Annotated in this window: 16 protein-coding genes; 6 read left to right on the top strand and 10 right to left on the bottom strand. The window is 67.3% G+C overall.

Going from position 1 to position 16,972, the window contains the following annotated elements; all coding sequences use genetic code 11:
• Positions 1 to 11: 11 nt before the first annotated feature.
• The 3 genes from glf to ACO0LV_RS12325 are packed head-to-tail and all read right to left on the bottom strand — an operon-like array spanning position 12 to position 4,043.
• The gene (glf, locus tag ACO0LV_RS12335; RefSeq protein WP_424788198.1) at positions 12 to 1,169 is read right to left on the bottom strand and encodes a UDP-galactopyranose mutase; all 1,158 of its coding nucleotides are present in this window, start codon (positions 1,167 to 1,169) and stop codon (positions 12 to 14) included.
• 31 nt (positions 1,170 to 1,200) lie between these two features.
• Positions 1,201 to 2,028 carry a glycosyltransferase gene (locus ACO0LV_RS12330; RefSeq protein WP_424788197.1) on the bottom strand — a complete coding sequence of 276 codons (828 nt, stop codon included), beginning with the start codon at positions 2,026 to 2,028 and terminating at the stop codon, positions 1,201 to 1,203.
• Positions 2,025 to 4,043: an NAD-dependent epimerase/dehydratase family protein gene (locus ACO0LV_RS12325; RefSeq protein ID WP_424788196.1), complete on the bottom strand. Its 2,019-nt coding sequence runs from the start codon at positions 4,041 to 4,043 to the stop codon at positions 2,025 to 2,027. Before ACO0LV_RS12325 ends, ACO0LV_RS12330 begins: the two co-directional genes overlap by 4 nt.
• A 327-nt stretch (positions 4,044 to 4,370) precedes the next feature.
• Between ACO0LV_RS12325 and ACO0LV_RS12320 the strand changes: the two genes are divergently transcribed.
• The 3 genes from ACO0LV_RS12320 (at position 4,371) to ACO0LV_RS12310 (ending at position 8,438) form a co-directional block, all read left to right on the top strand.
• Positions 4,371 to 5,642 (top strand): LCP family protein, encoded by a 1,272-nt coding sequence (locus ACO0LV_RS12320; protein ID WP_424788195.1) that lies wholly within the window; start codon positions 4,371 to 4,373, stop codon positions 5,640 to 5,642.
• Positions 5,639 to 7,021: an LCP family protein gene (locus ACO0LV_RS12315; RefSeq protein WP_424788194.1), complete on the top strand. Its 1,383-nt coding sequence runs from the start codon at positions 5,639 to 5,641 to the stop codon at positions 7,019 to 7,021. Before ACO0LV_RS12320 ends, ACO0LV_RS12315 begins: the two co-directional genes overlap by 4 nt.
• A 499-nt stretch (positions 7,022 to 7,520) precedes the next feature.
• On the top strand, positions 7,521 to 8,438 hold the full coding sequence (locus ACO0LV_RS12310) for an LCP family protein (protein ID WP_424788193.1): 918 nt from the start codon (positions 7,521 to 7,523) through the stop codon (positions 8,436 to 8,438).
• A 56-nt stretch (positions 8,439 to 8,494) separates the two neighbouring features.
• Here the strand turns inward: ACO0LV_RS12310 and ACO0LV_RS12305 are convergent, their stop codons facing one another.
• On the bottom strand, positions 8,495 to 9,034 hold the full coding sequence (locus ACO0LV_RS12305) for a nitroreductase family deazaflavin-dependent oxidoreductase (RefSeq protein WP_424788192.1): 540 nt from the start codon (positions 9,032 to 9,034) through the stop codon (positions 8,495 to 8,497).
• Positions 9,035 to 9,146: 112 nt separating this feature from the next.
• Between ACO0LV_RS12305 and ACO0LV_RS12300 the strand changes: the two genes are divergently transcribed.
• Entirely contained in the window at positions 9,147 to 9,566 is a 420-nt protein-coding gene (locus ACO0LV_RS12300; protein ID WP_424788191.1) for a CoA-binding protein, read from the top strand.
• A gap of 355 nt (positions 9,567 to 9,921) precedes the next feature.
• Here ACO0LV_RS12300 and ACO0LV_RS12295 read toward each other — a convergent pair whose 3' ends face one another.
• Complete coding sequence (locus ACO0LV_RS12295) at positions 9,922 to 10,302, bottom strand: hypothetical protein (protein WP_424788190.1); 381 nt, start codon at positions 10,300 to 10,302, stop codon at positions 9,922 to 9,924.
• Between the two features lie 176 nt (positions 10,303 to 10,478).
• Between ACO0LV_RS12295 and ACO0LV_RS12290 the strand changes: the two genes are divergently transcribed.
• The gene (locus tag ACO0LV_RS12290; protein WP_424788189.1) at positions 10,479 to 11,522 is read left to right on the top strand and encodes a serine hydrolase domain-containing protein; all 1,044 of its coding nucleotides are present in this window, start codon (positions 10,479 to 10,481) and stop codon (positions 11,520 to 11,522) included.
• A gap of 158 nt (positions 11,523 to 11,680) precedes the next feature.
• Here ACO0LV_RS12290 and ACO0LV_RS12285 read toward each other — a convergent pair whose 3' ends face one another.
• From ACO0LV_RS12285 to ACO0LV_RS12275, 3 genes are all read right to left on the bottom strand, one after another.
• Complete coding sequence (locus ACO0LV_RS12285; RefSeq protein ID WP_424788188.1) at positions 11,681 to 12,406, bottom strand: amino acid ABC transporter ATP-binding protein; 726 nt, start codon at positions 12,404 to 12,406, stop codon at positions 11,681 to 11,683.
• Positions 12,403 to 13,074 (bottom strand): amino acid ABC transporter permease, encoded by a 672-nt coding sequence (locus tag ACO0LV_RS12280; RefSeq protein ID WP_424788187.1) that lies wholly within the window; start codon positions 13,072 to 13,074, stop codon positions 12,403 to 12,405. Before ACO0LV_RS12280 ends, ACO0LV_RS12285 begins: the two co-directional genes overlap by 4 nt.
• 69 nt (positions 13,075 to 13,143) lie before the next feature.
• Complete coding sequence (locus ACO0LV_RS12275; RefSeq protein ID WP_424788186.1) at positions 13,144 to 13,968, bottom strand: transporter substrate-binding domain-containing protein; 825 nt, start codon at positions 13,966 to 13,968, stop codon at positions 13,144 to 13,146.
• A 161-nt stretch (positions 13,969 to 14,129) separates the two neighbouring features.
• On the opposite strand from ACO0LV_RS12275, the gene ACO0LV_RS12270 reads away from it, so the two are divergent.
• Positions 14,130 to 14,588, top strand: a complete 459-nt coding sequence (locus ACO0LV_RS12270; RefSeq protein ID WP_424788185.1) for a TY-Chap domain-containing protein — start codon at positions 14,130 to 14,132, stop codon at positions 14,586 to 14,588.
• An 85-nt stretch (positions 14,589 to 14,673) separates the two neighbouring features.
• Here the strand turns inward: ACO0LV_RS12270 and ACO0LV_RS12265 are convergent, their stop codons facing one another.
• Together ACO0LV_RS12265 and ACO0LV_RS12260 are read right to left on the bottom strand one after the other, a co-directional pair.
• Positions 14,674 to 15,465, bottom strand: coding sequence for a glycerophosphodiester phosphodiesterase (locus tag ACO0LV_RS12265; protein ID WP_424788184.1), 792 nt, complete (start codon positions 15,463 to 15,465; stop codon positions 14,674 to 14,676).
• On the bottom strand, positions 15,462 to 16,862 hold the full coding sequence (locus ACO0LV_RS12260) for an extracellular solute-binding protein (RefSeq protein ID WP_424788183.1): 1,401 nt from the start codon (positions 16,860 to 16,862) through the stop codon (positions 15,462 to 15,464). Before ACO0LV_RS12260 ends, ACO0LV_RS12265 begins: the two co-directional genes overlap by 4 nt.
• Positions 16,863 to 16,972 lie beyond the last annotated feature (110 nt).

The following is a 16,972-nucleotide window of genomic DNA, read 5'->3' as shown; positions in this document are numbered from 1 at the left end:
CCGCTTCACAGTCAACCGCCGGAGAATCTCTCCCGCAGGTGATTGTCCACCATCGATAATGCAGATCCTATCGCCATGTGCATATCAAGATATTGGTAGGTCCCCAGTCGGCCACCGAAGAACACGTCCTGCTCCGATTCGGCGAGTTTCCGATAGTCGAGGAGGCGTGCACGGTCCTGTGCGGTATTGATCGGGTAATAGGGCTCGTCATGACGCTCCGCAAAGCGTGAATACTCGCGCATGATCACCGTGCGGTCACGCGGATAGTCGCGTTCCGGGTGGAAGTGGCGAAACTCGTGAATACGCGTGTACGGCACGTCCTCGTCAGCGTAGTTCATCACCGATGTGCCCTGGAAGTCGCCGACGTACAGGACTTCCTGTTCGAAATCGAGGGTACGCCAACTGAGTTCTCCGTGATCGTAATCGAAGTACTTGTCTACCGGTCCGGTATAGATGACGGGGACTTGACCCACCGTTCGCGCCTTGGAGAACTCGTGGGTGTCGTCGAAGAAGTCCGTGTTCAACTGCACGTCGATCTTTGGGTGGTCTGCCATCCGTTCTAGCCAGGCGGTGTATCCATCGACTGGGAGTCCCTCATAGGTATCGCTGAAGTACCGGTTGTTATAGGTGTACCGCACCGGAAGACGCGAAATAATCGCAGCCGGCAATTCGGTAGGGTCCGTCTGCCACTGCTTCGCCGTATAACCCCGGATGAACGCCTCATACAAGGGTCGCCCAATGAGGGAGATTCCCTTCTCGTCAAGGTTCTCGGGCTTCCGGTCCCCCAGTTCCGCGGCTTGATCGCGAAGAAGTTCGCGTGCCGAGTCCGGGCTGTGTGCGGCGCGGAAGAACTGGTTGATGGTGCCCAGGTTGATCGGCATCGGATACACCTCACCGCGGTGCGTGGTGTAGACATGGTGCACGTAGTCAGTGAACGCGGTAAACCTGTTGACGTACTCCCAGATCCGTTCGTTCGAAGTGTGGAAGAGATGTGCGCCGTACCGGTGCACCTCGATTCCCGTGCTCTCCTCGGCTTCGGAGTACGCGTTTCCGCCGATGTGTGGTCGCCGGTCGATCACCCTCACCCGCAACCCAAATTCTCGGGCACATCGTTCGGCAACGGTGAGTCCGAAGAACCCGGATCCCACCACCAGGAGGTCGGTGGTCATAGCGTCTCCTATCGTTGAAACGGCAAATACTTCAGTGGCGAGCGATCAGTGCGGGGTATGCCCACCTGCGTATGGCATCCGGGACCAGCCGGTAACCCGTGCGCTGGGCAATGTTGCGCACCATTTGCGCTCTGGAGGTAAGACCGAGACGGCGTAGGCGCCTTTGGAGGACCCAATCCGAACGGAGGGGCTGCCATCCACCCCGACGCGCGAAGAGTTCGTCGCCCGTGCGGTAGCGCACCAGCGCCTCGCGGACGTTTCTTGCCGTGGCACCGGCAGCGAGCATCCGCGCGAACAGCCAGTAGTCCTCCATGAACGGGAGGTCCTCGTAGCCGCCGGCCGCCATCACCGCCGATCGCCGGAAGACCACTGTGGGGTGGTTAAACGGGTTGTGGAAGGAGGCGTACCGCAGAATCGCCGCGGTACTTTCCGGTCGGGGACGAATAGGCCCGAGAGACCCGTCCTCGCTATCGAACTCCTGCATCGCACTTCCCACGAGGTCCAGTCCGTCCGCCACAAGCGGCACCTGGACAGCGAATCGGCTCGGCACCGAGATGTCGTCGGCATCGGCTCTGGCTATCACGTCATACGAACACCGTTGAAGACCTGCCTGCAAAGCAGCCGCCAGGCGAACATTCGTCGGCAGTTCGTGATGGAGGACCGGGACATGGCGCTGCGCGGTGGCGCTCCTGATCGCCTCCGCGAGGGCGCCGGGCACCGGCCCGTCCTGTACGAGGATGACTTCGCTGGGGCGCAACTCCTGCTCCACGGTGGCTGAATCAAAGGCCCGCAGGAAGTGATCGGCGCGGTCGCCAGCGTAGACAGGCAGTAGCACACTGAACTGCAGATCCCGGCTCATACCTGTGCGGATCCCGCGGCGGCGCGCTCAACCAACCGAACGTCATCGGTCACCTCGCCCATCCCATCGAGGACGGTTGCGGTCGGTTTCGGAGATGTCGTGATCCCCTTCCAGAAGCCACGAATACCGGACTTCACCACCGCCGCTCGCTGCGGCGCAAACAACAACGTCCGTGCCCAACCAACAGCAGCAGATCCGCCGTACAGTAGGCGCTCCCAAACCCGCAGGCCGGGGGAACGAGTCAGCAACCAGATCTTGTTACGCACCTCGTAGTAGAAGCGCTGACCCGGGTTGTTCTGCCAGGAGGCGAACTCAGCGGTGCGATGCTCCACCACGCTCCCGGCCACCTGTAATCCAACCCCCTCCCGCAGCAACCTGCTGGAGTACTCGGTGTCGTCACCCCAGATGAAGTAGTCCGCAAGTGGTAAACCGTGCCGGCGAGCCTCTTGCCCACGGATCAGGATCGAGACGAAGGATGCTGTTCGGATCACCCGCGAATTCGCGGCAGCGGCGTTCCGTCGGTCCATCGCCGGACTCCCCACTCGCTCGCGCGAGACGTTCATCGGGTGCACACGACCGTCGGTCCAGACCGCCCTGCTACTGAGGATGCTCAGGTCACGCGGGAAGGCGAGGGATACCTTGAGTAGTTCCTCGAGGGCCCCGGGTCCGGGGATCGTGTCGTCGTCCATCAGCCACAACCAGTCAGGAGAGTGCCGCGCTAGGGCTCGCGCCATTCCGGCGGCGAACCCGCCGGCTCCACCGACGTTACGAGGCAAGGTCATAACATCTGCACCCAGGCGATGGGACCGAGCCACCTCGCCTGAGTCGTCGGTCGAGTTGTTATCGATGACGACGACGGCGGCCAGGCCAACCTGCTGCTCGGCCAGTGCGTCCAAGCAGTGGCGCAGCAGTTCAGCACGGTTGTAAGTAACCACGACGGCCACCACACGCGGTGTTCGATCCGAGGACGCGCGCCGGACGATACCCTCCGGGGGCAGGTGCACCACCGGATCTGCCCTCCGTCCGGACTTCCGGTACCAGCGCACCGTGCGCCGCAGTCCTTCCGTCAGGGATACCGACGGCGCGAAGCCCGTCTGGCGAATGCGTTCTGCGGCGAACCTGGTTTCCATGCCAGCGAGTTTCCTGATCCGCTCGGACGTGATCGGGAGGTTTCGCCCGGTGACCCGTGCCAGGAGGTCGAACGGGCTAGCGGCAAGGACGGTCAGGCCCAGCGGGAGCCACAATCGCGGCTGGCGCCGACCCAACTCTGCATAGATCTGGCCAACCACCTCGCGGGAGGTCAAATCGGGCTCGTCGACGTAGTTGTAGACCTCGAACGGGCCCGTATCTTCCTGTGGTGGGGCGCCCCAGAGGTGCTGGACGGCGCCGACGAGATTCTCGACATAGCACATCGACTTGCGGTTAGCACCGGATCCCACTGGGAGGAAAGTTCGCCGATGAATCTGCTGAATCAGACGGAAGACATTCGCGAAATTCCCCGGCCCGAACACCACAGCCGGGCGGACTATCAAGGCACGACGCCCCTCGACAGTGGATTCCCATTCCAGGTAGATCTGTTCGGCACCGAGTTTGGTTCGCCCATAGTCGTTGACTGGAGCCGGGATAGAGTGCTCATCCGGCACCCCGTCCTGCACACCATAGACAGCAACGGTGGAGAAGAAGCACAGATTGGTGATGTCGTGGTGCTCCATCGCAGCGCAGACCGAACGGGCGCCTCCAATGTTCACTGATTCGAAGGTGCCGCTATCGATCCCGAAGTCATGATGAGCCGCCGCAAGGTTGAGAACCGCCGTGCACCCTGTCATGGCTTCGGTCAGCGCTGTGGTGTCGCGGACGTCGCCGATAAAGGTGTCCTCCCCGGACGGATCCGGGAAAAGGTCGTACCGCACGAAATCGATGCCGGCGGAACTCAACGCCTGTTGCACATAGGCGCCCACAAAGCCCGAACTGCCAACCACGAGAACGCGATCTTGAGGGCCCAAGACGTTGCTCACCTTTTACATCCTCTCCGTCGACCAACGTTCCCCAACCGCTCACGTGCGTCCGTGTCGCATCGAACCACCGCCCCGCTGCCTAACGTACGGTCGCGTTGCACTCGCTTGACAGGTACCCATTGTGCTGGCTGCGCCTAACTACGCCAAAACCTGCTCCGATGACCGGGCACCTCTGGAGGAATAGGTTGCCCTATACACCTGTCGCTCCATAGGCCCTGTTGCCTGTCCCTCACCTGTGACCCACCTCACCCCCGTCCACAGAACCTCCCCCCGACAATCCCCGGTCATCCGCCCTTCCGGAGCCGTTTATGCCTACGATTTGAACTGATGCCCTCCTCCTCCCCTGCCCGCGAGCACCCGGGCGCTACCCGCCGGCACGCGGTTCAGCGCCCGCGGCGCCGAGGCCCCTACCTGGTGGCGCTCACCCTCAGCGGGTTGCTCGCCTTCACCGGCGCGGGGATGGTGCTCGCCTATCAGAGCGTGCAGGGCAAGGTGGCCACCCACGATCTGGACGAGATCCTCGGCCGCGGCCAGGATGCCGCTGGCCCCGGCGGCAGTGCCGGCCAGACCCCCGCCCCGGATGATCCCCTGGACGGCCGGGCCTACAACGTGCTGGTGATGGGATCCGATGCCCGCAGCGCCGACAACGAAGTGGACTACGGCTTCGCCGGTGGGATGCGTTCGGACACCAATCTGATCGTGCACGTGGCCGCGGACCGGTCCCGGGTGGACGTGGTCTCCATCCCGCGTGACCTGCTGGTAGACGTGCCCAGCTGCCCGCTTCCGGACGGGCGCCAGACCGCCCCGATGGCCGCCGGGTCCAGCGACAACGGCACCCGGTTCAACGCCGCGTTCGCCTACGGCGGCCAGACCGGCGATGTGGCCTACGCCGCCGCCTGCACCATCCTGACCACCGAGGCGATGACAGGACTGCACATCGATGACTTCGTGGTGGTGGACTTCGACGGGTTCGTGGAGGTCATCGACGCGATAGGCGGGGTGCAGATGTGCTTCGAGGACGACATCAACGCCCCGAAGGCCAACCTGGAGATCCACGCCGGCTGCCACCGCCTCGACGGCGACACCGCCCTGGGCGTGGCAAGGGCCCGGGTGGGTGTCGATGACGGCTCCGACATCTCCCGGATCGGACGCCAGCAGCAACTCTTCAGCGCGATCGCCGATGAGGTGCTCGGGTCCAACCTGGTCACCGACACCCCGGCACTGTTCCGGTTCCTGCAGGCCACCGCCTCCTCGATGACCACCAGTGAGCGGATCGGCAACCTGTCCACCATGGGCGGGCTGGCCTACTCCCTGCGCCACCTGGACACCAGCCACGTCACCTTCACCACCGTCCCATTCGACTGGGCCGGCAACGTGGTGGTCCAGAACGCCGACGGTGAACCGCTGTGGGAGTCCCTGCGCGACGACGAGCCGATGGTGCTACCCCCGGCGGGCGACGACGAACCCCACTCAGGCAATGAGGGGCCGGCCGATCAGGAGGCACCCGAGGACGGTCGCACCGACGGTGACGCCGACGAGAGCACCCTGGACGCCCGGACGGACGGGGCCGACGACCTGCTCGCCGGCGCACGGGCATGAGCCAGCCCCCACGGCCTTCCCGCCGACCCCGGCTCAACCCACGGCACGCCGCGCCCCGCCGTCGTCGCGGGCGGGCCCGCCCGGCGCCGCGCGGGCCCGCCGCAGCCGCGGTCTTCGCCGCGGCCACCAACGCCTCCCCCACCACCCCCGGCTCCATCCGGCACGCCGCCGCGCGCCAGCAGCGCCGGCACGTGGCGCTGGTGGCGTTGCTGGCGCTGGGGATGTTCGTGACTTCCGGGGTGGCCTGGGCCTACCGGGACCTGGACTCCAACATTCAAACCCATGACATCGACGACCTCCTCGGGGACCAGCGTCCCGAACCCGTCGAGGCCCAGGACCCGGAGGACCCCCACGCCGGCCAGGCCCTGAACGTGCTGCTGGTGGGCACCGATGACCGGTCCGGGGAGAACTTCGAGATCGGCGGGGGTACCACCCCCGGGGTGCGCTCGGACACTGTGATCGTGGCCCACATCAGCGCCGACCGGGACCGGGTGGAGATGATCTCCATCCCCCGGGACTCCTGGGTCACGGTACCCGCCTGCGAGTTGCCCGATGGCACCGCCACCTACCCCCGGGAGGGCAAGTTCAACGGCGCTTTCGAGATCGGCGGGCAGACCGGCGACGTGGGGTACGCAGCCGCATGCACGATCCGTACCGTGGAGGCACTGACGAACGTGCGCATCGACGGGTTCATCGCGGTGGACTTCGCCGGGTTCGTCAACGTGGTCGACGCCCTCGGGGGCGTGCCGTTCTGCGTGCCCGAACCGATCAGTGACCGCCAGGCTCACATCGAACTCGAGGCCGGTGAGCAGGTCCTCGACGGTGAGCAGGCGCTGGGGTATGCCCGGGTGCGCAAGAGCCTCGGCGATGGGAGTGACATCCAACGCATCGATCGCCAGCAGGATCTGCTGGCCGCCACTGCCCGGCACGTGCTGGACCAGAACCTGCTCACCGACGCCGGTAGGCTCTACGCCTTCCTGGACGCGGCCACCTCCTCGGTGACCGCCTCGCGTGACTTCGGGTCGATCTCGGCCCTGAGCGGCCTGGCCTACGCGCTGCGTCACATCGACCCGGGCGAGATCACCTTCGCCACCGTCCCGGTGGTGGACCGCGGTGATGGCGCCAACGTGCTGTGGACCCACGAGGCCACCGAACTCTGGGAAGCCATCGCCGCCGACCGGCCGCTGCACGTGACCGAAGAGCAGGTCGAGGATCTTGTCGGTGCGGAGGGGGATGACGGCACCGCTGGGGCGGAGGGCACTGAAGTCGAGGGGGCGGACGTGGACGCCGACACCGACTCCACCTCCCCCGAAGACGGCTCCTCCGGGCCTACGCTCGATGGGTCCACAGCCGAGCAGCAGAACGGACCATGCGGGTAGGCCGATGAACGACACGCCCCCTGACGGAACCCCACGCGGAGCCGGGCCCGGACGTGGCCCGGGCAGGCGCCCGACCGGTGCCTCCCGCGCCCGCAGCGGCGGGTCGGCTCAGCCGCTCGGCGGTGACGCCGCCGGGGGTGGCGACGGGTCGGTCGGCCCTGGTGCTTCCGCAAGTGGACGTGGGCCGGCACGCCGACCCCCCAGTTTCGCCCCGCAATCACCAGCCGGACGGGGTGGCTCGGGCCGCCCCGGCGCCGGAGGACAGGGCTACGGGCGCGGCGGTACCGGCCAGGGCGGCCCCCCGCCGTCGATCCCCCCGGGCGGGCGACCCGAACCGGGTCCGGACCGTACCCGGGTGATGCCGGCCGACCACCCAGCCCGGCAACAGGCGAGCCACCGGCCCGCTGCCGTGCCGCCGTCGTCGGTCCCGCCCGCTCAGCCTCCCACCCGGGAGGCGCCTCGCGGTGGGCGCCCGCGCCGCCGGCGCCGGGGCCGGGGTGTGCTCCTGGCGTTCGCGCTGTTGCTGGTGCTGATCCTGGCCTGGCCGGTGGGCCTGCTGATCTGGGCGAACGGCAAGATCCAGCACGTGGACGCCGGGGAGCCCTCCGTCAGTTCCGCCGGGACCACCTACCTGCTGGCCGGGTCGGACTCGCGCGACGACGATGAGAACTTCGCCCACGACCCCACCGAGGGTCAGCGTGCGGACACGATCATGATCCTGACCGTGCCGCCCCGCGGGAACACCTCGCTGATCTCCCTGCCCCGGGATACCTACCTGGAGATCCCTGGGCATGGCTGGAACAAGCTCAACGCCGCCTACTCCTGGGGCGGACCGGAGTTGCTTCGCGCCAGTGTGGAGTCCCTGACCGGCATCGAGGTGGACCACTACGTCGAGATCGGCATGGGTGGTCTGGCGAACGTGGTCGACGCCGTGGGCGGAGTGGAGTTGTGCCTCGACTACGACGTCTCCGACCGGGACTCCCGCCTGGAGTGGGAGGCCGGCTGTCACAACGCCGACGGTGAGACCGCCCTGGCCTTCGCCCGGATGCGTGCCGCTGACCCGATGGGTGACATCGGGCGCACGCTGCGCCAGCAGCAAGTGATCCAGTCCATCACCCGCACCGTGGCCGATCCCGCGCTGGCCGTGCGGCCGGGTCAGCAGGTGGACCTGCTCGAGTCCGGTCTGGGGGCGCTGTATGTGTCGGAGGACAGCAACATCATCGACCTCGGCCGGATGGCGCTGGCTTTCCGCGCCGCTACCGGCCCGGATGGTGTACGCGGGGCGCCGCCGATCGCCTCGATGAACCACCGGCCCGGTGGCGTGGGCTCCACCGTGCTGCTGGAGGATCACCACCCCGCCTTCTTCGCCTCGGTGGCCGATGGCACCGTGCAGCAGAGCGACGTCGACGGCGGCTGACCGGTGCCTGGCTGACCCGAGGCACCCTCAGTCAGCCAACCCCCGCACGCAGCCGGCTAAGGCCGCCTTCGCCGGCTGCGCATACGCTGCAGCGGTGTAATGCGCACGACCGGGAGCCGGGCCGCGGCACCGGCCGGGAGCGGCTGGTCCGGCATGAGCGGACCCAGGTTCAACGCCCGGCTGAGGAGGCGGGCGGCCCGGGGATGCGCACGCCGGTAATCCTCGAGCACCGCGAGTCCCTGCGCCGGGGAGAGGATCTCGGCCCGCGCACGGCGTCCACTCCCCCATCCGGACCACAGCCGCACCCGTGGATCAGCCGCGATGTTGCGCAGCCACTGGGCCGACCAGCCGTATCCCGAGACCACCACGTGGGCTCGCCCTTCCCGGGCGACCGTCTCCAGGACCACGCTCCGGATGCGACCGGAACGGCGGCCACGATGATCGAGCATGAGGAGCCTGCCCGCGAACACCCCACCCAGCCCGAGCCGGAACACCCCGATCGGTGCGCGGGCGAGACGCCGCGGGAGGCGCCGCGGGTGTCGGAGCGGTTCGTCTCCGGACCCAACGCGGGAGGTGTCACGGGTTGCCGGAACCATGCCGCTGACCCTACGGGCCACCTGGCCCGCGCGCATGGGCGGCTCCAGCCGTCTGCCGTAGTCCGCGATCAACCACACTGCCGGGCGCGGGCAGGTGTGCTTGAGTAGGTTCATGGCCCATTCCAACGACGTCGACGTCATCCGCCGGTTGCTCACGACTCCCGCGCGGTGGGCCGTGGTGGGGCTCTCCACCAACACCGGTCGCGCCGCCTTCGGCGTCTCGGCCTACCTGCAACAGGGTCTCGGCATGGAGATCGTGCCGGTGCACCCCAAGGCCGAGACGGTGCACGGCCAGACCGGGTACGCCACGCTCGACGAGGTGCCCGGCGATATCGACGTGGTGGACATCTTCGTCAACTCCGACCTCGCCGGAGGCGTCGTGGACCAGGCCATCGCCCGCGGCGCCAAGGCGGTCTGGCTACAACTGGGCGTCATCGACGAGGCCGCCGCGCAGCGCGCCACCGAAGCCGGCCTGGACGTGGTGATGGACACCTGCCCGGCCATCGAGGGCCCCCGCCTCGGCTTGGATTGAAACCCGGTCAGGCCCCTGCGGACCCGCCGGATCGACGCAGGCTTGCGTCCAGATCCCGTTCCAGAGCGGCCTTCGTTTCCGCCCAGTCCGGCTCGGGCCGATCATCGTTCCCGAACTCTGCCATGACCCGGCGTCCCGCTTCGGCGCGGGCATCCTCCGATGAGGAAATCCGATTGTCCCTAGCCGACCTGCTTCGCACCGTCTCGACTCTCCGGCTCAGCCTCCGCGATACGTCGAACCCAGTCAGGCGTCTCCTGACCGAGGCGACGGTCAATGACGAGTTGCAATTGAGCTGCGCTCACCGCGGATCTGGGAAAGGCCTTCTCGCGACTGTCAGGCTTGTCGTCGAGGCTTGTCATTCGTCACCCTCCTGCCTTCTCGTTGCAATACCTCCATGATACGCGGAGCCAGTTTCACGGCCACCGTTGCGTGGCGCGTACGGGCCCAAAATCTCTGCGCTGACTGCCTTCAACATATGCTGCTCTTCCTCTCCGGCGAGGGCACTATCGGCTTGATGCTTCAGCACTTTCAGGGCAACGTCCAGGGCTACACCTTGGTCGGGCAACGCTCGATCAAGCGCCCACTGGGTTCGTCGCCACCACTCGTCCTTACGGTCCTGCGCGCGGCGATGCAGGTAGGTCCGCCACGCGATCAACGCCGCGACGATGGCCGCGAGAAGGGTCATCGCCGGGCCGAGTGCCGAGACGTAATGAACCCACGTGGGCAGATCGTCCATACGAGTGATGGTGGCATCGACCGATGACATCGGGGCTGCCCACCCAAGCCGATCAACTCGTGATCTGGACAGATTCCGGCCCGCCGCGTGGCACTGCTCCCGAGCAGCCGCCATCCGCGCGCTACCCACACAATAGCCGCGCTCGCCGTCGGCCATTACCCATAACCTGAGGTCCCATGGACACTGACTCCCTGCACTCCGCCCTGACCGACCTGACCCGGAAGGGCGAGTTCTCCGGGACGTTGCGCATCGACTCGGCCGACCGCACCCTGTTCGAGGGTGCCTACGGCCCGGCGTCCTACACCTGGAACGTCCCGGCCACGATGAGCACCCGCTACGACTGCGCCTCGGTCACCAAGCTCTTCACCGCGGTGGCCACCCTGCAACAGGTCGCAGCCGGCGCCTTCACGCTGCAGACCTCCGCGATCGACTACCTCGGCCTGACCGGCACCACCATCTCCCCCGCCGTCACGGTGCACCACCTGCTCTCCCACACCTCCGGCATCGGTGACGACGCCGATGAGGAGGCCGGGGAGTCCTACGAGGCGCTCTGGGTGGACACCCCGAACTACTCGGTGCGCCGGACCGCTGACTTCCTGCCGAACTTCGTCAACAAACCCGCCAACTTCGCCCCCGGCGAGGGGGCGCGATACTGCAACGTCTCCTACGTCCTGCTCGGGCTGATGATCGAGAAGGCCACGGGGCGCTCCTACCGCGACTACGTCGTCGAACACGTCTTCGGCCCGGCCGGGATGAGCCGCGCGGGATTCTTCGCCATGGACCGGGTGGTCCCCGACGTTGCCGAAGGCGTGGAGGCCGACGACGACGGGTGGCGGCGCAACATCTATTCCTACCCACCGATCGGGTCACCGGACGGCGGCGCGCACGTGTGCGCAGCGGACCTGCTCGCCTTCCACCGCGCCCTGCGGGGCGGGGAGCTGTTGCCGGCCGAACTCGCCGAGGCCATGATCACCCCGCACGCGACCCACTCGGTGGACCCCGAGGACGGCATCGTCCACACGATGGGCTACGGGTTCGAGATCTCCACCGACCCCGACGGCGCCGTGCGTTCCTACTGGAAAGAGGGGGTCAACACCGGGGCCAGCGCGATGCTGCGGCACTACCCCGGCGCCGCCGTGACCGTGGCGGTGCTGAGCAACCTCGAGGACGGGGTCTGGGAACCGGTGGACCTGATCAACGATGCCGTGCAGTCGCTCTAGCCGGTTTCGCGTCGACCCTGTCACCCGCTGACTTCGCGCCATCTGGACCGAGTGAACGCCACACTCCGAGCGCGTCCGGTCCAGAATCCGCGAAGTCAGCCTCGGCCGGCCAACTCAGAGCGATGACTACACCACGAATGTCCGGACCGGACCGGTGCTCACAGGACCTTGTTGAGAAAGGCCTGGGTCCGTTCGTGCTGCGGGTTGTCGAAGATCTCCTGCGGGGAACCCTCTTCCACCAGGACGCCGCCGTCCATGAAGAGGACCCGGTCGCCGACCTCGCGGGCGAAGCCCATCTCATGGGTGACCACCACCATCGTCATCCCCTCGAGTGCCAGGTTCTTCATCACGGCCAGCACCTCACCGACCAGCTCGGGGTCAAGGGATGAGGTCGGCTCGTCGAACAGCATGATCTTGGGTTCCATGGCCAGCGCCCGGGCGATCGCCACCCGCTGCTGCTGCCCGCCCGACAGGCTCCCGGGGTAGGCGTTCTCCTTCTCCTCCAGCCCGACCTTCTTCAGCAGGGCCCGCCCGCGGTCCCGGGCCGCAGCCTTGCTGAGCCGGCGCACCTTCATCGGGGCGAGCATGATGTTCTCAATCACCGACTTGTGCGGGAACAGGTTGAACTGTTGGAACACCATGCCGATCTCGGCGCGCACGGCGTCGATCTTGACCCGGCGATCAGTGAGTGAGTGCCCGTCGATGACCACCTCGCCGCTGGTGACCTCCTCGAGGAGGTTCAGGCACCGCAGGAACGTGCTCTTGCCCGAGCCCGAGGGCCCGATCACGCAGACGACCTCCTGCTCGGCGACGCTGCAGTTGATCCCGGCGAGGACCTCGTGATCACCGAAGGACTTGTGCAGGTCGGTGACGTCAATGATCATGCCCGGCGCTCCAAACGCTTCTCGATAGCTCGCAGGACGATCGACAGGGTGAGTGTGATCGCGAGGTAGAACGCTGCCACGGTGGTGTAGATCTCCACGGCGTTGAAGTGGTTCGCCACCACGAGCCGGCCCTGGAAGATGAGTTCGGGAACCAGGATCACCGACAGCAGCGAAGTGTCCTTGATGCTGATGATGAACTGGTTGCCCAGCGGTGGGATCATCCGCTTGAACGCCTGGGGCCAGATCACATGACGCATCGTGGTGCGGGCGTCCAGGCCCAGGGACCGGCCGGCCTCGTTCTGGCCCTTGTCGATGGACTGCACGGCGCCGCGCACGATCTCGGCGATGTAGGCACCGGAGTTGAGGGCGATCACGATGATGCCGGCCACCACCGAGGGCAGGGTGTAGGCGATGATCAGCGGCAGGGCGAAGTAGATCCAGATGGCCTGGACCAGCACCGGGGTTCCGCGGATCGCCTCGACGTAGATGACGGCGATCCAGTTGATGATCTTGAACCGGCTCAGCCGGCCCAGGCCGGCGATCGCCCCCAGGACGAAGCCGATCGCCAGGCCGCCCACCGAGACCAGCAGCGTGTAGTAGAGCCCCCGCGTGAGGGCCGGCAGGAACTCGACGACCCCTGCCCAGTTGAAGCCGAATATGGCGTCCATGCGCGATGTGCCTTCCGTCAAAAGGCGGGTGCTCGGTGAGCACCCGCCTTTCGGAACGTGGGGGGAGTGTCAGTCGGCCGATGCCGCTAGTTCGTCCAGCCACTCCGGCTCCTCGCCGAACCAGGACTCGTAGATCTCGGCATAGGTGCCGTCGTCGATCATGGTCGCGATCGCCTCGTTCATCGCCTCGACCAATGCCTCGTTGCCCTGGGTGACGGCGATGCCATAGTCCTGGGCCTCCAGCAGCTCACCGGTCACCCGCAGGCTGTCCTCACCGGCGGTGGCGACGTAGTACTCCACGTTCGGAGCGTCATAGAGAATGGCGTCCGAGCCGCCGCCCTCCACCGACAGGTAGGCCTGGTCCAACTGCTCGTAGGTGTTGGGGGTGGCTCCCTCGATGTTCTGCTCGATGTAGTCCGCGCTCGTGGAACCCAGCCGAGTGGCGATCGTGAGGTCCTCGAGGTCCTCCACGCCCTGGATCTGCTCGTCATCGACCGGAGCGGCGATGCGCAGGCCCGACTTGTAGTACGGGCTGGTGTAGTCGATGACCTCGGCGCGCTCGTCGGTGATGGTGATGCCGGCGATCGCGATGTCGAATGAACCGGTCTGCAGGCCCGGGATGATCCCGTCGAAGTTGCTCGTCTCCAGTTGGACGTCGAACCCGACCTCGTCGGCGATGTGGTTGATCATGTCTATGTCGAAGCCGACGTACTCACCGCCCTCTTCGAAGGCGAAGGGCACGAACGAGGTGTCCGATGCGACCACGTAGGTGTCCTCCAGGTCGGCATCGGCGCCGCCGTTGCCGCCGTCGTCTCCGCATGCCGCCAGACCGAGAGCCAGCGCCGACACGCCGATCAGGGAGAGGGTCGTCCTTTGCCGATTCTTGTTCGTCACGTGGCGCCTTTCAGCCAATATCTGCGTTTTGGGACAAGAATCGAGCATACATGGCCCCCGAACGTCTCTTGCCAGAGAGGACCGTGGCGTCCTTCCGGTGGTCACAGCCCTCTCCGTCATCGGTGGCCGCGGCGCCCACCGGCCCGCATTAGGCTGCTCGGATGGACCCGTGGAGCGAGTTCGAGAGCGAACTCAACAACCGGTGCCGCGCACTGGCGGACGGCACGTTCTTCATCGTCGAGGGCCCGGCGCGCACCAAGGAGCGCATCGCCGGGTTGTTCGGCCGGAAGCGGCGCACCGAGGAGGTGCACCTGTTCGCCCAGTACCTGCGGATGGGCAACGTGCTCTACGCCGAACTGGTCGGTGGTTCGCACGTGGGTGGGGACTTTCCCTGGAGCGACGCCGAGGACGCCGCCCTGCGCCAGATGGGCTGGCAGGCCCCCGAGGCGGAGAAGGCGGCACCGATGTATGGCGCCTACTTCCCTGCCCAGGCTCCCGCCGAGAACGATCTGTACCTGCCCGGCACCCTGGGTGAGGAGGCCGCCGCTCTGGTGACGCACTCCCTGATGGAGGTCGCCGGCGTCGGGCACCCCCGGGAGTTGCGGATCACCACCACCTGAACGAACCCCCCGAAGCTGCGGCGTTCCCCAGATCCTCCCGGGAAGTCAACCCGGCAGGATCCGGGGTTCGACCGCCCCTGGCGGTTCAGGGCCCGTGCCGGTAGTCCAAGAACCCGCGCAACCGGTCGGGGCGGTCGGTGATGATCCCGTCCACGCCCGCGGCCACCAACCGTTCCCACTGGGCCACCTCGTTGGCGGTCCACACCATGACCTGCAGCCCGGCCCGGTGCGCGCGGGTCACCAGGCCGGGATCCTCCAGCACCCGGGTGAACGCGGGGTTGCACGCCACCGCACCCAGGTGCCGGCTGAGGGTGACCACCTCATCGTCGAACCGTGAACTCAGGAACCCCATCCGCACGTCCGGAGCCGCCCGGCGAACCGTGGTGAGGACGTCCGGGAAGAAACTCTGCACGATCACCCGGTCGGCCAGGCCGGCCGCCTGCAGATCGGCCAGCACCTGCCCCAGCGGCCCGGCCGGCCAGGGGTCCTTGAGCTCCAGCAGCAACTCGGTGCCCGGGGAGCGCCCCAAGAGATCCAGGATCTCCCCGAACAAGGGGATCCGGACTCCGCCGAAGGCCGGGTCGAACCAGGATCCGGCGTCGAACCGGCCGATCTCGGCCGCATCCAGGTCCGCCACCGCGCCGCTGGCGTCGGTGGTGCGGTCCACGGTGGCGTCGTGGATCACGACGCCCTCGCCGTCGGCACTGCAGTGCAGGTCGATCTCGATCATGTCCGCCCCACCCCGCACCGCGGCGGCGAAGGCGGGCAGGGTGTTCTCCGGGGCCACCATGGAGTCGCCGCGGTGGGCGATGACCAGCGGGTGGCGCCGCGGCGCCGGGCCCGCGCCCGGCGTCGCGGCCTGCCGGACCGTACTCACAGGTAGGGCTCCACGTTCTCGCTGAAGGCCCGCTCGAGCTGGGCGGCCACGTTGGGGAACACGTCCTCGGCGTCGCTGCCCTGCAAGATGATCTCCTCCAACCCGTCGGTGATGATCTGGTCACCACCGGGGGTGAACACCCGGACCCAGTCCTGGGTGCGGGTGCGCTCGAGCTGGTCCACCGAGGTGCGGAACTGGGGCACCTCCTCATACAACGCACTCATGGTCTCGCCCTCGATCGCGGAGTGGCGCACCGGCATGTACCCGGTGCCGGCGGAGTAGTCCGCGGTGTTCTCCGCGTTCGTGAGGAAGGCCAGGAACATCGCCCCGGCCAGTTGCTGGCCGGGTTCGCGATCGGCCGCGATGGCGATCCCGGTGCCGCCGGTGGGCACGGTCGGCCCCGGCACCGGACCCTCGGGCAGGAACGCCGCGCCCAGCTCGAAGGTGGCGGCCTCCAGGTGCCCGGTCAGCGCTCCGGTGGAACCGACCAGGGAGGCGAACATCCCGGCCTGGAAGTCCGCGTTGTTCTGGGCGCTGAACCCGGCGTAGGCGCCGTCACCGTGGTACAAGTCGCGCACGAAGCGCCCGGCGGCGATCGACTCCTCGGTCTCCAGGGTGACGTCCCACTCCTCGCTCATCGCCGCGCCCAGGCCCCAGGAGACGTTGGAGTACCACCAGGCCGACCACGACGGGCCGTGGCTGAGCCCCAGTGGCGCGCCCTCCCCGGGCACCACGCCCCAGAGCGCCTCGGACCAGCCGGCCAACTCCTCCCAGGTCTCCGGCCCGCGGTCGGGCAGCCCCGCGGCCTCCCACATGTCCCGGTTGTAGTAGAACAGCGGGGTGGAGCGGGCGTAGGGCACCGCGTAGTGCAGGCCTTCGTAGGCGTAGTCCTCGTAGAAGGTGTCCACGAAGTCGTCGGTGTCCACGCCCAGGTGCGCGAACAGGTCATCGACGGGGATGATCTGGCCGTTGACGAAGTAGCGGAACCACCACACGTCGCTGGCCCCGACCAGGTCCGGGATCTCCGAGGTGCCCGAGGCGGCCTGGAAGCGCTGGGCGATCTCGTCGTAATTGGCGCCGGCGGTGACCAGTTCCACCTCGATGCCGGTCTCGGCGGTGAAGGCGTCGATCATCGACTGCTCCCACTCCATGGTGTTGCCGGGATGGTTGGACCACCAGGTGATCCGCTCGGCCGGGTCCACCCCGTCCCACTCGGTCTGGGTGGTCTCGGCGCGGGCGGTGTCCCCGCCCACGGAGGGGCCGCCGCCACAGGCGGAGAGCAGGCCGGCGGTCGCGACCGCCCCACCAAGGGTGAGGACGTTGCGGCGAGAGGGTGTCCAGGTCTCCTTGGTACGTGGGGTCCACAGGGACGGACGACGACGAGAGGCAGATGACATCGGGGGTTCTCCTTCGAAGAACTCATCGGGGGTGACATCGGTTGGTTCGGGACGGTTCGGAAACGGGGGCGAGAGGCCGCGGGGCGGGAGCGAGGGCAAGAGTCCGCAAG

The organism is Pseudactinotalea sp. Z1739 (assembly GCF_049725055.1).
Lineage (GTDB): Bacteria > Actinomycetota > Actinomycetes > Actinomycetales > Beutenbergiaceae > CALKWS01.
Note: the sequence above shows the minus strand (reverse complement) of the source record. Positions and strands in the feature narration are given on the sequence as shown.

Bases quoted from the DNA above. Each gene is read 5' to 3' on its own strand.
- glf (WP_424788198.1), bottom strand. From the start codon at position 1,169: ATGACCACCGACCTCCTGGTGGTGGGATCCGGGTTCTTCGGACTCACC.
- ACO0LV_RS12330 (WP_424788197.1), bottom strand. From the start codon at position 2,028: ATGAGCCGGGATCTGCAGTTCAGTGTGCTACTGCCTGTCTACGCTGGC.
- ACO0LV_RS12320 (WP_424788195.1), top strand. From the start codon at position 4,371: ATGCCCTCCTCCTCCCCTGCCCGCGAGCACCCGGGCGCTACCCGCCGG.
- ACO0LV_RS12315 (WP_424788194.1), top strand. From the start codon at position 5,639: ATGAGCCAGCCCCCACGGCCTTCCCGCCGACCCCGGCTCAACCCACGG.
- ACO0LV_RS12305 (WP_424788192.1), bottom strand. From the start codon at position 9,034: ATGGTTCCGGCAACCCGTGACACCTCCCGCGTTGGGTCCGGAGACGAA.
- ACO0LV_RS12300 (WP_424788191.1), top strand. From the start codon at position 9,147: ATGGCCCATTCCAACGACGTCGACGTCATCCGCCGGTTGCTCACGACT.
- ACO0LV_RS12295 (WP_424788190.1), bottom strand. From the start codon at position 10,302: ATGGACGATCTGCCCACGTGGGTTCATTACGTCTCGGCACTCGGCCCG.
- ACO0LV_RS12290 (WP_424788189.1), top strand. From the start codon at position 10,479: ATGGACACTGACTCCCTGCACTCCGCCCTGACCGACCTGACCCGGAAG.
- ACO0LV_RS12285 (WP_424788188.1), bottom strand. From the start codon at position 12,406: ATGATCATTGACGTCACCGACCTGCACAAGTCCTTCGGTGATCACGAG.
- ACO0LV_RS12280 (WP_424788187.1), bottom strand. From the start codon at position 13,074: ATGGACGCCATATTCGGCTTCAACTGGGCAGGGGTCGTCGAGTTCCTG.
- ACO0LV_RS12270 (WP_424788185.1), top strand. From the start codon at position 14,130: ATGGACCCGTGGAGCGAGTTCGAGAGCGAACTCAACAACCGGTGCCGC.
- ACO0LV_RS12260 (WP_424788183.1), bottom strand. From the start codon at position 16,862: ATGTCATCTGCCTCTCGTCGTCGTCCGTCCCTGTGGACCCCACGTACC.